The organism is Paenibacillus sp. FSL H7-0918 (genome assembly GCF_038007025.1).
GTDB classification, from domain to species: domain Bacteria; phylum Bacillota; class Bacilli; order Paenibacillales; family Paenibacillaceae; genus Paenibacillus_AQ; species Paenibacillus_AQ odorifer.
On sequence record NZ_JBBOWJ010000004.1, the window covers coordinates 110,601 to 126,127 of the forward strand.

General features: G+C 43.8%; 13 protein-coding genes and 1 pseudogene. 4 read left to right on the top strand and 10 right to left on the bottom strand.

Translation table 11 applies throughout. The annotated features are described in order from the left end of the window. Positions 1-880: 880 nt before the first annotated feature. From MHI15_RS25505 to MHI15_RS25515, 3 genes are read right to left on the bottom strand one after another with little or no spacing between them, the layout of a single operon-like run. Positions 881-1,366 (bottom strand): DUF3888 domain-containing protein, encoded by a 486-nt coding sequence (locus MHI15_RS25505; RefSeq protein WP_076189788.1) that lies wholly within the window; start codon positions 1,364-1,366, stop codon positions 881-883. A 60-nt stretch (positions 1,367-1,426) separates the two neighbouring features. Continuing rightward, positions 1,427-2,389, bottom strand: a complete 963-nt coding sequence (locus tag MHI15_RS25510; RefSeq protein ID WP_076189787.1) for a phosphotransferase enzyme family protein — start codon at positions 2,387-2,389, stop codon at positions 1,427-1,429. Continuing rightward, positions 2,386-2,547: a hypothetical protein gene (locus MHI15_RS25515; RefSeq protein WP_175618940.1), complete on the bottom strand. Its 162-nt coding sequence runs from the start codon at positions 2,545-2,547 to the stop codon at positions 2,386-2,388. The genes MHI15_RS25510 and MHI15_RS25515 overlap by 4 nt, the downstream gene beginning before the upstream one ends. 174 nt (positions 2,548-2,721) lie before the next feature. Here MHI15_RS25515 and MHI15_RS25520 point away from each other — a divergent pair, with 174 nt between their 5' ends. Next, positions 2,722-3,936, top strand: coding sequence for an MFS transporter (locus MHI15_RS25520; RefSeq protein WP_076190144.1), 1,215 nt, complete (start codon positions 2,722-2,724; stop codon positions 3,934-3,936). Positions 3,937-4,012: 76 nt separating this feature from the next. On the opposite strand, the gene MHI15_RS25525 is transcribed toward MHI15_RS25520, so the two are convergent. The 3 genes from MHI15_RS25525 to MHI15_RS25535 are packed head-to-tail and all read right to left on the bottom strand — an operon-like array spanning position 4,013 to position 6,005. After that, positions 4,013-4,723: an SAM-dependent methyltransferase gene (locus MHI15_RS25525; protein WP_076189786.1), complete on the bottom strand. Its 711-nt coding sequence runs from the start codon at positions 4,721-4,723 to the stop codon at positions 4,013-4,015. A gap of 38 nt (positions 4,724-4,761) precedes the next feature. Further along, a complete protein-coding gene (locus tag MHI15_RS25530; protein WP_076189785.1) occupies positions 4,762-5,061 on the bottom strand; it encodes a hypothetical protein in 300 nt (99 codons plus the stop codon). 50 nt (positions 5,062-5,111) lie between these two features. After that, positions 5,112-6,005, bottom strand: coding sequence for a LysR family transcriptional regulator (locus MHI15_RS25535; RefSeq protein ID WP_076189784.1), 894 nt, complete (start codon positions 6,003-6,005; stop codon positions 5,112-5,114). 131 nt (positions 6,006-6,136) lie between these two features. On the opposite strand from MHI15_RS25535, the gene MHI15_RS25540 reads away from it, so the two are divergent. Then, a complete protein-coding gene (locus tag MHI15_RS25540; RefSeq protein WP_076129915.1) occupies positions 6,137-6,877 on the top strand; it encodes an SDR family NAD(P)-dependent oxidoreductase in 741 nt (246 codons plus the stop codon). A gap of 476 nt (positions 6,878-7,353) precedes the next feature. Here the strand turns inward: MHI15_RS25540 and MHI15_RS25545 are convergent, their stop codons facing one another. The 4 genes and pseudogenes from MHI15_RS25545 to MHI15_RS25560 form a co-directional block, all read right to left on the bottom strand. Further along, on the bottom strand, positions 7,354-8,136 hold the full coding sequence (locus MHI15_RS25545) for a X2-like carbohydrate binding domain-containing protein (protein WP_445668017.1): 783 nt from the start codon (positions 8,134-8,136) through the stop codon (positions 7,354-7,356). Further along, positions 8,110-11,263: pseudogene (locus tag MHI15_RS25550) on the bottom strand (X2-like carbohydrate binding domain-containing protein); the annotation flags it as partial. The pseudogene MHI15_RS25550 and the gene MHI15_RS25545, both read right to left, overlap by 27 nt. A 350-nt stretch (positions 11,264-11,613) precedes the next feature. Then, positions 11,614-12,372 (bottom strand): DUF6612 family protein, encoded by a 759-nt coding sequence (locus tag MHI15_RS25555; RefSeq protein WP_341165028.1) that lies wholly within the window; start codon positions 12,370-12,372, stop codon positions 11,614-11,616. Between the two features lie 214 nt (positions 12,373-12,586). Then, entirely contained in the window at positions 12,587-13,828 is a 1,242-nt protein-coding gene (locus tag MHI15_RS25560; RefSeq protein WP_076309245.1) for a purple acid phosphatase family protein, read from the bottom strand. 226 nt (positions 13,829-14,054) lie between these two features. On the opposite strand from MHI15_RS25560, the gene MHI15_RS25565 reads away from it, so the two are divergent. Further along, positions 14,055-14,768, top strand: a complete 714-nt coding sequence (locus MHI15_RS25565) for a polyphosphate polymerase domain-containing protein (RefSeq protein ID WP_036683495.1) — start codon at positions 14,055-14,057, stop codon at positions 14,766-14,768. A gap of 2 nt (positions 14,769-14,770) precedes the next feature. Next, complete coding sequence (locus MHI15_RS25570) at positions 14,771-15,499, top strand: DUF4956 domain-containing protein (RefSeq protein ID WP_036683492.1); 729 nt, start codon at positions 14,771-14,773, stop codon at positions 15,497-15,499. Positions 15,500-15,527: the final 28 nt, after the last annotated feature.

Genomic DNA, 15,527 nt, shown 5'->3' on the forward strand with positions numbered 1-15,527 from the left:
CAATATATCCACTAATTTCATAATACCATAATCGCCATTAATCCACCACATTTCTAACCACAAAAAAACACCCCAAAGATCGGAGTGTGTGCGGTGAGCTGGGCATGAGTTGGGTATTGCAACGTTAACCCATGGATTTTTTTATTTTGCTTAAAATCGTTTGGGAATCTATGAGTTAATTGCACTTTATACAACTATAAACAATACATTGTGCTGCCCGAGCGAAATAAGTGTATTCTCTGCAACTAAATTCAACGATATTAACAAATTAGTGTGAAAAGACTTCTTTTAACTGCACCAAATGCAACTAAAAGTGACTAAGCTTCTTATCTCCTGCAAATAAGTGTATAAACTGCAACTATCCCGTTTGCCCGCTCGCGGACACACGCACACACACCCTCATCATGCCACTAACCCAATCTTTATCCCCTCACGCACACCCTCATCATGCCACTAACCCAACCTTCCTCCCCTCTCCCTCACCTCATCATACCACTAACCCAACCTTCATCCCCTCACACACCCTCATCATCCCACTAACCCAATCTTTATCCCCTCACGCACACCCTCATCATCCCACTAACCCAATCTTTATCCCCTCACGCACACCCTCATCATGCCACTAACCCAACCTTCCTCCCCTCTCCCTCACCTCATCATGCCACTAACCCAACCTTCATCCCCTCACACACCCTCATCACGCCACTAACCCAACCTTCCTCCCCTTTCATATACCCTCTCCCAAAGACTCCTTTCCCTACAACTCCCATCACCATTACCTCAGAACTCCCTACTCATGTAAAAATAGCTCGCCTCATAACTCAACGCGCGGCACATATTAACATCTACTCTTCCACCCACGCGCCTTACTGAAACTACACTATCTCAGGATGTTCTGATAATTTGGTGGGAAGTCTGACTTTTTGGGGTCTTTTAGATGCTTGAACGATTCAAGCTTCACCTTAGGACCAGGAGAGATCCTAAAAGTCATGGTATCTTCTCCAACTGAAATATGTGGACCAACTGTAGGATATACGTTAAGTGTAATCAAGAAATCAAACCCACGGAAACCATTGAGCCGCTTCACCTCAGTCACATCCACAAAGTAAGGATAAACCATTGGCGATTCTCGCAAAAGCGGCGAATAAATATCTGCAATCTTTTTCTCAATATGAGGTAAAAGAAATAACATCAGCATGTCTTGAAACTTAAGTTCGCGAGAATCTTGATCTGGCAGTTGAAGTCCCGAATCAGACCTGGAAGGTGTTACAGATTGAGGTTGAATTAACCTATTTGCGGAGCAAGGTTGTGGCGTCAGAAATAGCATCACTGCGACAAGAAGGGGAGCAATCCAGCTTTTTTTCATCACAATAGCCTCCTTAGGGAACTTTATATAAATTCCCCAAAGAGACCCTATTTCTATACGTTAAATCTCAATCCTGTTAAAAAGAAAGGGTTCTCCCTTAAGATAATTTTTCAGGATCGCTAACGCATACGGCTGTTCTGCTTTTAGACCCTCGGTTTCCCTCGGATCGGATGCGTGATGGCAATAATTTTCGATCATAACCATGACCGTAAAATTCTCTAAAGTCTGAACCCACTCCCCGTCAAGCTTGGCGATACTTTCGTACCCCTTAATGACCCCTTCTCTTTGCAATGGATACAGTCCAAGAAGGGTATGTGCCACGTCATAAAGATAATACCCCCAACCACATCTCCCAAAATCAATCGGCCGAGGCTCACCCTCTTTAAATATGATGTTGCCTTGATGTAAATCTCCATGAATAACGCCATAAGACCTTCTGTTCTTATTTTTATGCTGCTTGCTTAACCAGTTGAATAATTTCTCAGCTGCCGACTGATACAGCACAAACTCATCATCCGTAAGAAAACAATGATAATGCAGCTTTAAACGAAGCATTGCTTTTCGAAAGCTATGTTCATCCCAAACAGGACGATTAAAGCCAGGGGGTAACTCCAGCTCCTGTGCCGCCTTATGTAGCTTGGCTAATAGAACGCCTTCTTTGTAAATTTGTTCTTCGGTAAGATTTTCATTCGCATGCTCCCCTTCAACCCAGCGCATTAAAGAGGCATAAACACCTTCTCCATTTCCCTGTTCCACTCTGAACGTTACAGCACCCGTGCGATCATGAACACCTTTTGGCAGGGGGACATCAATTTTGCTCTTCAAAAGCTCCAGCCACGCGATTTCGGAGTTAATTTCCTCTTTAGATCTCCCCGAATGAAGGCGCAGTAAAAAAGTTCCCTCTTTATTAGTTTCGATAACAAAGGTACAGGTATCCGATAGCTGGTTAAAACGAATCTGCGTCCAATCCAGGTCAAAGTTCTGAAGCGCTATTAAAGCTGCCTGCTTATAATTTTTTCTCATCGCAAAGGAAGGAACAATTCAGTCTCATCGGGCCAGGAAGGGTTCGCAAATTGATAGATTTCTATAACCAATCCACGATCATTACTCTGCAAACTGCTATTAAATTCTCGCTTCATTTCCGGCAATTCAAGCACTTGGACTTGGCCTTCATCATTCATAAATAACCATCCCTTCAATGATCTATAAAAATGAAAACTATCTGAAAAAATATTTATCTTGAAAATATTTTCAGAAAACTAAATAATAGAAAAACAATACTTACATGTCGGATCTATCATCTTAACCAAGGTGGAGCTTCATTACAGGCAGAAGAAAGGTTGAACATCGGCATCATGAATGCAATTCCAAACCTCAACAAGGCACAAACACGCAAAGAGCGAGCAGGGAAAGAGCCCTTTCCCATCTCTATACTCTCTCTTACGGTAGGCGCTTTTGCAATTGGTATGACTGAGTTTGTTATTATGGGTATTTTACCAAATGTGGCCAACGATTTACAGGTTAGTATTTCGACTGCTGGCCAACTCATTACAATGTACGCACTTGGAGTGGCCGTTGGCGCACCCATCCTGACCATTCTCACGCAGCGCATTCCGCAAAAGAAACTGTTATGTCTTCTCATGATTCTTTTTATACTGGGCAACGGAATCTCTGTGTTTGCACCAAACTATACCGTTCTCATGGTAGCTCGTATAATTACAGCTTTAACTCATGGTACTTTTTTTGGGGTTGGCGCAGTCATTGCATCCAATCTTGTACAACCCAATAAGCGGGCCGGAGCCGTATCTATTATGATGGCAGGTTTAACGATAGCCAATATTGTCGGAGTTCCTCTAGGAACATTTATTGGACAAAGTATGGGCTGGCGGGCCTCGTTTGCAGCGATTGCTGTCATGGGAGTCGCCGCGCTGATCGGCATCCTCATTTTTATTCCAAAGCTTAAACAAGAGAAACCAGCGAGTGTTATCCAGCAGATTGCTGCTCTGGCTAATCCAAAGCTGCTGCTATTCTTATTGATCGGGGCGTTAGGGAACGCCAGCTTGTTCACCGTGTTCACATATATTACTCCACTGCTTGAAGAAGTGACCGGTTTTGCTGAACATAGTGTGACTTGGATTCTAGTCTTATTCGGCTGTGGGGTGACCATCGGGAACATCGTTGGCGGAAAGCTTGCGGATTGGAAGCTGATGCCTTCTATCGTGGGACTTTATTTTGCAGTCAGTATGATTCTAACGATCTTTTCCTTCACGATGCATAGCCCAATAGCTGCGGTAATCACAATATTTTTCTGGGGTATGGTGTCCTTTGCCGTCATGCCAGGTCTGCAAATACGGATTATGAGTCTGGCTCAGGCAGCCCCTGCACTTGCTTCAACGACCAGCCACTCCGCCGGGAATCTCGGTAACGCAGCGGGTGCCTTTATTGGCGGTTGGGTTATTTCTCATCTAGCGATCACTTCGCTTCCTTGGGTCGGTGCGGTTCTAGTGGGCCTTGGTCTGGTATTAGGCATAGCTTGTTTTGTAGCAGAACGGAAAGAAACTGTAGCGTAAGCTTTATAGATATGTATACAAAAACGAGGGTGCTCCCAAAGTCATCATGGCTTGAGGCACCCTCGTTTTTTATATTTCAGAGGAACAATTCTGCTCTTCTAATCTTCAACATCTGCTTTGCACCTTTTTGAAATTCATAAGGAACCTCTAGTTCCTCTGCAGTAAACCCTTGCCTCACCAAATCATCAATAAGGCGGTCTAAATGCTCATACCTTTTACAAGAGAGGTCGACTAGTGGAAAGATTCGAAGCTCGCCTCTCGTCACCCGCATGAGTTCCTTAACAGTCTCTAAATGAAATTCATAGTCCAGCCGATCGCTGTACATAAATAGAAAGTGAGCAGATAATGTCAGATCAAATGCTTCATCCGCAAATGGCAGATCCGGAAGTATCACAGGAACATATCGCTGCGGGGTTTGTCTTCGATCCTTAGTGCTGGCGGTTAACGCTGCGTTCCTCGCTTCGGTCAGTCCCTCGATTGATTTAAAGTAGTTCCAAACGAAATTATCCTGTACTTTTTCCATTCCGGACATCGCATGTGCAATATCTTGAGCCCCTTTGTCTGCCAGCTCATCTTCAGAGTAATAGTAAGCAATATCAGCAGCCGTTACTTCACCACCCAACCGATTCGCTATTGCTGTAAAAGAGCAAGCACCCGCAGGACAATCCAGAATGCTCTGGCCGATAAGATCTGATTCCAGCAAATCAAACATACGTATATATTCCTCATAGGTTCTGCCAATAAAAACAATTCTCTCCAAATCAAGTTTTCCCTTTGCTCCGCTCATCTCAGCTCACCTTTCCTCTTCTAGGCTCATCTACACTTCTACTTCTGTTTTAATATACGAATAAGGTAATCCATTAGAATACCCAAAATCAAAAACGTTCCAAAATGAATAATATACGTTGGGAATCTGACGCTGATTAACGCACTAGTGGTTCCCCATCTCGAATTGTTTACATCAACCATGAAGCTTTCAAAAGGTTCTGTAAAGATCAGTGTATCTATAATAGGGTTCAAACGTACAAGAATAATATTCGCGATCCCCACCCCCAGATAGTCACTCAGACAGATGATGATACTTATAATCGAAAGCCAGAAACTGAATTTCCTCCTAAAAAACATCAAACACCGCCCTTTCTATTTTTTCTATTTCTTAACAATTCGTTTAAAATTCAAAATATCCTTGTCACGGTTAGTTCCTGTTTTAAAAAATGATACAATCTGGAGCTCGCTTGCTTAAGCGGATAATCTGAAAGTTTACATAGGATCCCACAGGTCATATCAATAACCTTCCCCTCCAGCTTCCGTACTATAGTTCCTGCTGGGGCTGGATTCAGCACAATCTCAGGAACAAGTGCCACACCTAAACCACTTCCCACAAAATATTTCAGCGCTGTCATGCTCCCAATCTCCATTGTATCTAGTGGCGGCCCGCCTGATTCCTGCAGCACACTTACTAATTTTTTACGATAAGGACAATTCGCTGCCGTAATCAGTAAGCGATGACTCTGTAGATCCTCTGGGGTGATACGTTCCTTGGATGCTAGCGGATGCTCTTCTGGCAAAAGTAACAAGAATTCCTCCGCAAATAAGGGTTCAAAATACAGCTCCTTACCGAGCTCTGGTGCCGAACACACTGCCAAATCAATTTCACCACGCAGGAGTAGTTCACTAAGTGCGGCGGTTCCCGCAATATCCACGGAGATCTTCACTTTAGGGAATTGCACCATAAACCTACTTAAAAGCTGCGGCAAACGATAGCTCGCCGTAGGGTCCGTTACCCCTAATCGCACGTTGCCAGCTTCCCCTATTTTTAAATCAGCCAAACGGCTCTCTAGTCGTTCCATATCTTTAACAATATGTAGGCTCTCTTCATAAAACAATCTGCCTGCTTCTGTTAAGCTGATTTGCTTCCCCCGCTCAAGCAATTGACATCCCAGATCAGATTCAAGCCTTTGCATCTGCATCGTAACTGTAGATTGGGCATAGTTCAATTCTTCTGCTGCGCGATTAAAGCTTCCGGAAGTTACGATCGTTTGAAAGGTTTTTATTGTTTTTAGATCCATCCTAGGGCCCTCCCCTATTCAATTCAAATTAATTGAACCAAACCTTCATTATATTCAATTATACGAAATCCACTTTTCTCTATAGAATACTTTATAACAACAACATACGCCAACATAAGGAGTGATTGAGGGTGGATCTCAACAATAAAGTCGCATTAGTAACCGGTGGAGGGACTGGAATTGGCAAAGCTGTAAGCTTGGAGTTATCCAAACGCGGAGCCCACGTCGTAGTGAACTATTCTAGATCTGAGGATGAAGCCAATGAAACCGTAAAGACGATTCTGAATCAAGGAGGGCAGGCTATAGCAATACAAGCGAATGTGTCTAAAGATCAGGAAGTGCGAAGTATGGTCGATTCGATTATTCAGCATTTCGGGACAATAGATCTGCTAGTGAATAACGCCAGTATAACTAAACATATTGCTCTCGGAGATCTGGAAAAGGCAACAGAGGAAGTATGGGATGAGTTATATGATGTAAATGTGAAAGGAATGTTTTTCTGCGCCAGAGCGGTTGCACCGTATATGAACCAAAAAAATTCAGGAGCCATACTCAATCTCGGCAGCATCGCTGGACAGACAGGCTTAGGCTCATCCCTTCCTTATGCCGTCTCCAAAGCGGCTGTCCACGGTCTTACCAAATCGCTGGCACACGCGCTGGCTCCCCATATTAGAGTTAACTGTGTAGCACCGGGAGCCGTTGCTACTAGATGGTGGTCTGGACGAGAAGAACAAATGCATAAACTAGCCCCTAATCTGCTGCTTCAGCATATTTCAACCGCCGAGAATATCGCCCAGTTCGTCTGCGCTGCGCTAGAACAGGAAGCAATGACTGGACAGATCATTACCATAGATAGCGGACAAACATTGTAACAGCCAAAACAGCAAATGGTATTTCAGAACTACCTTTAAATATCATTAGCTGGTTTTTGCGTACCGTACAGGAGGAAGTGAAGCGTTGATAGCATAATTGGGGAATTTCTCCCTAAAATTCTAAGTTTTTCGGTCATCCAGCCAATAATTAGAGAAAAACTCCCTAATTATTGGTTAATTTGCTGGAAACTAACGAATACGCCTGATTTTCAGGGAAGAATTCCCTGATTTCGTTGATTTAAAGCAAATATCGGCTATTTTCAGGGAGGTTTTCCCTAATTTTTATATAGCCAACACTATAGGAACCATAAATGCATCCGACATACCACATAACGTATACCACACCCCCTCTCATAGAACGTAGCACATAGCGTACATACCACCTATAGCCTGAGGGTTAAAGTAAGAAGCTGCCCCAAAAGTAGAATTTTCTACTTTTAGGACAGCCTCTTCAGCATAACTATTGGTGAAGATTCTTAGTTAGGTTCATTACCCCAGATCAGGTTACCTGAGATGTAGGCGGGCGCTTTTGTCCAGTCTACAAAATTGGTATCAACCGCATTAAAGGAGTAATCTCCGGTTTGAGTGTAATTTGACCAATCCTCTTTAGCTACTCGCACTTGGATATCGATGCTCGCACCCGCAGCTAGTGAACCTGCTGCACTCGAGAATCCAAGCTCCAGATAATAATCCGCATCCGCTTTAGCCGTTGGCAGCTTCACAAACGTGCCCGTTACATTCGCGCTTCCAGCCTGTGACCAATCGCAGAAGAAGCTTTGTGCCTTCTCTCCGTCAATTGTGTAATAATATCTTAATTTCACATCAGAAAGTGCAACGGCACTTGTACTTGTGTTCACCAGCTTAAACTTTGGATTTAGCGTATTTCCGGAAGCTGTCACTGTACCGTTATACATCTGCACTTTCAGTGCTGCTGTAGGAGCTACTGACGTATCTGAGAGAGTGACAACCAAGGATTGTGCCGCTCCGGCACTAAACTCAAAGGTCAGCGTTGTCGTTCCTACCGCTTGAGTTGCCAAATACTCCTTCTTGAGAGTGACTGTTGATCCACTTACCGTATAATCCGTTCCGGTTACGAGGGTTGCCGTTCCGTTCTTGATCGTGCTCAGTGTATTTCCGTTCAACGTCATAGTTACTGCGACGTCCGCTTGATTTGCTGTTTTCTTATCAAATCCCGCGTTTGTTGGCGTTATCGTGGAGTTAGATACTGGTGTTGTAGTATCTGTTACCGCTACCGCCAAGGATTGTGTGGCTCCAGCGCTAAAGCTGAACGTCAGCGCTGTCGTTCCTACCGCTTGTGTCGCTAAATACGCTTTTTTAATCGTCACTGTTGATCCGCTTACCGTATAATCCGTTCCGGCTACGAGGGTTGCCGTTCCGTTCTTGATCGTGCTCAGTGTATTTCCGTTCAGCGTCATAGTTACGGCGACGTCTGCTTGATTTGCGGTTTTCTTATCAAAGCCCGCGCTTGTTGGCGTTATCGTGGAGTTAGATACTGGTGTTGTAGTATCTGTTACCGCTACCGCCAAGGATTGTGTGGCTCCAGCGCTAAAGCTGAACGTCAGCGTTGTCGTTCCTACCGCTTGCGTCGCTAAATACGTTTTTTTAATTGTCACTGTTGATCCGCTTACCGTATAATCCGTTCCGGCTACAAGGGTTGCCGTTCCGTTCTTGATCGTGCTCAGTGTATTTCCGTTCAATGTCATAGTTACTGCGACGTCTGCCTGATTCGCTGTTTTCTTATCAAAGCCCGCGCTTGTTGGCGTTATCGTGGAGTTAGATACTGGTGTTGTAGTATCTGTTACCGCTACCGCCAGGGATTGTGTGGCTCCAGCGCTAAAGCTGAACGTCAGCGCTGTCGTTCCTACCGCTTGTGTCGCTAAATACGCTTTTTTAATCGTCACTGTTGATCCGCTTACCGTATAATCCGTTCCGGCTACAAGGGTTGCCGTTCCGTTCTTGATCGTGCTCAGTGTATTTCCGTTCAGCGTCATAGTTACGGCGACGTCTGCTTGATTTGCGGTTTTCTTATCAAAAGCTTGCAGTTATTGGCGTAATGGTCGAGCCTGTAGCTGGTGGATTTACAGGATCAGCATACAAGGTGCCTCGGCCATTCGTACCGAGATATACACGTCCATAGATTCTTGGATCCCCAGTAATCGCCATATTGATCTTAGCGTATTGGTGAGCATCGTCATTAATACGAACCCAAGTTGCGCCAACATCATCGGAACGGAATACGCCCCGTACACCATCAATCTTAGCTACGGTGTACAATGCCATATAAGTTTGGCCCGGAGCAGCCTTCCCATATCCAATAAGATCAGCTTCTTCTACATTCGTTAACTTCGTGAAGCTCGCACCTGAATTAGTGGAGTGCCATAGACCATATTTATTCTCAACCGTATTCCCTCCGGCGAACCAGATGTCACCTTCAATACCTGGAACTGCCTTCATACTGATTTGGGCTTCATTCGGCTGTAATCCAGCCACATTATTGGTCGGGAAGCCCGAAGCTGCGGTGGCAGTAAATGTAGCTCCACCATCCACACTTACATAGAAGGTTCCTGCATAAAATCCATAGTATTTGTTAGGATTCACGCGATCAGACGCTATCTTCGCTCCAGCCGGTAATCCTGCACTTGCTGTCCAAGAATTGCCTGAGGTTTTGGAATAATACACCCCGATATCTGAGGTGCTCCACAGAATGGAATTACCACTTGCAGAGACAGCTACTTGTCCATGGCCCACCGTTGTTTTGGTTCCATTGGAAGGCTCGGAGTTTGGCATGTACCAGTTCACTCCACCATCGTTAGAGATACCAATGGACTTCATACTTGGCGTTTTTTCTTTATCTGCACTGCCTACCCGCACCATATAGGACGGACTCAGTTCAGCATAGTCAATACTCATCGTCGTTGCCCATGAAGGACTGGTCTGGAATTTAGTCGGCGCTACCGACAAATCCTCATGACGGAAACCGGAAACGTCACCAAGTGCAGTGATCAAATGGGAGGTTCCTGTTGGCGGGCTAATTAGCCCCAGCACTGCAGTTTCCTCCACACCTTTTGCCATGACAGAGATATTTACCTTGCCTCCGGTATCCCATGAGGTCAAATTGTTCGAGCCATAAATTGTTGCTCCAGTGCCGTACATCATTCGATTCGAGTTAAATGGATCAATTTCCAAATCACCCATCATCCAGCCTAGCTTCGGTGAAGGATCCAGGGATGTTGAAGTGGTTCCATGATCGAGCCATGGAGCAGCGGTGATGTCCATGCTGAACTTATAAGTCCGTTCTGGATAATTGCCCCAATCCCAAATGCGACTCCAAGTAGCCCCACCATTGGTACTGCGGAAAATAACTTCATCAGGCCACCAAGCGTTTAAGCTGGATACCATCAATGTGTTAGGGTGCTGAGCATCCAGCGCCAATCCACCAAAGCCATACCAGTTATCTTCACCGGTCGTAGGACTGATATTGGTCCAAGCCCCACTAGTTTTGTTGTATTTCCAAACTTCACCCTTACTGCCATCATAGGGACCTACACCATTACTATAAGTAATATAGAGATCACCTGTGGATGACAGCTCGCCGTGATGTGGCAAGAACCCCGTAGGTTGTCCAGCCAGAGCTGTCCAGGTTACTCCACCATCTGTACTCCGATATACGCTGCTAGCCGTATCGGCCACACCGACATATATCGTTTGAGTAGCGTTGCCAAGTGTACCTGTGCTCTTATCGAAAGTGATCCAAGACAATCCGACAAGATCATTCCCATAATCAAGTGTCGGATTCTGAATATACGTTCCTACGTTTGGAAAAGAGGTTACCTTTGACCAAGTTACACCCGAATCAATACTCTTCCAGAGACCATTACCACTTCTAGCTCCAAAATAGAGAATGTTGTTCTTATTGGGATCGATGACTAGACGTTCACCAGCGGAACGGCCAGGCATATTGCCACCTACTTTAAAAGGCAGTGGAGTAGTTTGCCAGGTGTTCCCCCGGTCATTAGAGCGCATAATCTGGCCATTATTATCCCAATGATTAGTATACGTACCCGTTGCCATGTAGACTTTATTAGGATCAATTGGGTCTGTAGCCAGAGCATCAACACCATTCTTGTTCCAATCCACCCAGCCTACCGAGTCACTAATTGATGTCCAGCTAGATGTAGCTTGATTCCAGCGATAGGCCCCGCCAATATCTGTTCTGGCATAAATCAGATTCGGTTCAGTTTGATTAAAAATAATTCCGGGTACAAAGCCCCCGCCAGCTCCCGTTACAACGCTTTTCCAGGTGTAAGGTTCACTTGAGGCTGCATGGGTAGTAGCTGGGAATGCAGAGAATAAAGAGCCTACCATCGCGCCAAGCAGGACCAAAAGTCCTGTTTTCCGGATACGGTTACGAATCACGTTTTACGCCTCCTACGATATAATTGGTTTGTTTATGCCTTCTTCTTACTCTATATCCCTGCTCCTCCCTCCCCCTTAATCCATACCTTCAGAACTTAGACTCCATTTTCTGATAACGCTTTCATTATAATGGTAAGGTTTTTCATTATCGAGAGAAAATGGTTATATTTTGCAGAAGATTGTCTCTAAAAATCGTACCATTTTCACACTTCTGGATACAATTTCACTAAATTTTGATTGAAAATAATTCTGCTGATAAAGAAAACCTCCGGAATAAATCCCAGAGGCTTCTGATATAACTATTCTTCACTAGTATCTACAGGCATAACAATCTCTTTTATACCATTAAAATTGCTGATAGTTGTTTGCAACGTGAGCACTGACTCTGAATTTAAGTTTTCTGATTTCAATGAAGTGAATATTTCTGCCTCCACTTTTTGCGGCAAAAGTGTAGTTTTATCCAGCGTATATCTTAGTTTAATCTTGTCTGTCAAATTCTGCTTCATCAATTTCATCGTTTCCTTACTCGCATCATGAGACGATATCTCTATCGAAAGTATGTATTCTTGTTCCTCCTCAGAAACAACGATCCCCTGAGAATCTATCCGGTACATGTCTATATAATCATACGGGTCAATAAATCTTTGTGCGATTTGTTTTTCTTTCGCTGGAATATAATCGTCCTGCTTAATAAATAAATCATCCATTACCTTTGTATGATATTCAGTATCCGATATGTATTCTTCTCGTTCCTTTCCTTCCGCAGTCTCCGATTTTAGATATACGGTATAAGGATTTCTAACATAGTCGACATGAAATGAAACAGCGCTCGACCAATGTTTATCTTCACTTTTTTCCGATTTGCTGGATGTTTCTTCTTGTTTCTCCATTTCTATAGTATAGCTCTCCTGCTTAGCCAGTTCACTCCGAGACATGCTGAGCAGCTCCTCTGCACGCTTATCTCCCTCTCCTTCAGCACCTGATTTAGTGTTCGTTGCACAACCTGTCAAACCTAACATACAAATGATACCGATAAAAACCATTTTTCTGATAAACATATTACTTCCCCTTCACTTCAAATGAAATCCAAATATAACTAAATCTATTTTATCATTATAAAGTTAACAGCTTATATGACGGAAAAGGTAGACATGTGAAAAAACGGCTTAAGATACACTTTTACGCTGGGTTTGGTGCGATGCAAATCAAAAAATACCTCCCCGCCTTTACAGCAGAGAAGGTATTTAAATAATATTATCCAATTCCCTTAACTCAATGTGTCAACACAAACTCATCCAGCAGCTTTCCATCCACATCATAGGCCTGATAGGTTAATGTATCCCCGGTAACGTTAATGCCCGCAAACATTTGCTTATTGTTCTGAAAATGCACCGCATGATAGAACTGATCTTCTTTTTTCTCGTTAAATTTCCCTCCAGAAGCGTTGGTCACCACATAGACTGTCCCTCGTTTAGCGCCTTTGGAACTCTCACCTTCTGGAACTATTTTTCCGCCACGTAACGGGTAGGATCTGGAGTATTCATGATTATGACCCTGCAGCACTAAATCAACCTCATACGTATCAAAAATATCCGTCCAATTTTCAACTTTCTTATAGGAGTTCCCCCCGTAAGCCGGTCGGTGCATCGCAACGATTTTCCACTTCTTGTCTGTGTTCTTCAGATCTTCCTTCAGCCACTCCGTTTGCTTTTTTAGATTGCTCTCTGTATTCAGTACCGTTACATGCACTGGTCCATAATCGAAGGAATACGAGGTGCCTGCAATTGAACCCTTTGCCCCATTATCCGGCAGGTTGAAGTGTGAAGTATAATACGTTGCATCCTCATCCACCTCATCATGATTGCCTGTTACCGGCATTAACGGAATCCCTGAAATCCAGCCCTGCACATTGCCAAAAAAATCATCCCAGCCTGCCGAATCCTCCGGATCCTCCGTCAAATCCCCGTTATGCACAATAAATTTGGCTTCAGGAAATGTCTGAAAAGCCTTGTTCAGTGTATTTCCCCACAGCTTAAAATCCTCTGCCGTTTCCCCTTGAGAATCCGTTACATTGATAAAAGACACACTTGCCAGTCCATCTTCTTCCGTTGTAAATTCCGCTGCCGGACTCCATTCTCCTTCAACGCCACTACCCACTCTATAAGTATATAACGTCCCGGGTTCAAGACCCGTAGCTTCCACTTTATGAACACCTTTGGTGCCATTGTCTGTTTTGATGGAACTACTTTTCGCATCTACCCTTTGTACATCCGTATTTGCAAAAGAGGACACTTGTCCCTTTACAATCTCCAGAATGCCTGCTGCACTCGAATCACTTGTATACCAAGTAAACGCGCGGCTTGTGCTCGCATCTCCCTTAAAGGTAGTCACGAGATCATACGGTGCTGGTGAATTTGCATTACTTCCGCTTTTCGATCGTTCCAACCCATAAGCCACTAAAATAACCACAATCACAAGCACTCCTAGGATTATGGCAAATTTATAGTCTCTCATCACGGTACCTCCTTATGAAAATTTCTCTCTAGCCTTCTAAATAAGATAGCCCCCTGCAAAGTCAGAAGTCAAATTTGCACACGAATCTTTATACAGACTTTTGTTAACGCAGTGTAAAACATTCAGCAAACATTCAGTCTATTTTAAGTTAAGCATAAGGTCTGTCTCCTAGAATTAGTCAAGCAGGAAGGTTAGCCAGAGATAGAGAGAGAAACGAGGTGTGAAAATGAATAAGAAGCTTCAATTCCGGCATGAACTTAAATTTTTCATTAACTATCATCAATACCTTATATTGCGCCAGCGATTGCAAAGCTTGATTGATAAAGATCAACACGCTAATGAGAGTGGAGAATACCACATTCGGAGTTTGTATTTTGACGATATCAACAACACGGCACTTGCAGACAAGCTCGGCGGTCTCAGAGAGCGGGCCAAATACCGGATTCGCATTTACAACATTCAAGACAACATCATTCACTTTGAGAAAAAAATTAAAATGGACGATTATATCGCCAAAATCAAAGAACCACTAACCCGGCAAATGTACGACGAGATTATGGCGGGCAACTACGAAGTGCTGAACGTCCCGGACAGTCCGCTGTTCATGGAGTTATACGATCAGATGCGCCATAACCTGCTGCGACCCAAGGTCATCGTGGATTATGTTCGCGAGCCTTATGTTTGCCACAACGGAAATGTGCGAATAACGTTCGATAAAGAACTACGTACGGGCCTGCACTCTACGGATATTTTCGATAAGGATTTGCATCCGATTCGGGCGATTGATGAGAACTTCATAATTTTCGAAGTGAAATTCGATGAGTATATTCCGGAGTACATTAAAATCGCGTTGCAGCTGGAGGGACTGAATAGGCAGTCCGCTTCGAAATACGTGATCTGCCGCAAATTCTTAAAAACTAACACTTGGGAGGATTATTGATTATGAATGCATCACTAGCACCGCTAGCAGCTACAACAACGACTACAGATACTACAAATAATTTTTCAGACATTATTAAAAACTCGGTGATCGACAATTTTGTATCTGATATTAGTATCTCCAAGATGCTGATTACCTTGGGCGTAGCTTTTCTGATCGGATACTTCATTTACCTGCTCTACAAACGTGTCTTTAGCGGCGTTTTATATTCCAAAAGCTTTAACGTCTCACTCATGGGCATGACCATGATTACAGCTACTGTCATTATCGCGATTAACTCTAACCTTGTGCTGTCCCTCGGTATGGTCGGCGCATTGTCCATCGTTCGTTTCAGAACACCAATCAAAGATCCAACTGATCTGATCTTCTTGTTCTGGGCAGCTGTAGCAGGGATTGTAACTGGAGCAGGATTTTTCACCTTGGCTATTATCGGTTCGATCATTATCGGCCTTATTTTGTTCCTGTTCATTAAACACTCTTCTATCGAAACGCCATACTTACTGGTCATTAACTGCGACAGTGATGAAAGCGAACGTGAAGTACACAGCCATATCACCAAATCCGTAAAACGCTACAATGTGAAGCAAAAAACAGTCTCCGCAAACAATATTGAATTGACGCTGGAGCTTCGTCTGGATGATAAAGTAGGCGGCTTTGTCAACACAGTCTCTGACCTAAAAGGTGTCAAAAATGCACTCTTGATCAGCTATAGCGGTGACTATGTATCTTAATTACAACGAGATGAAAGGCGGTGCCCCA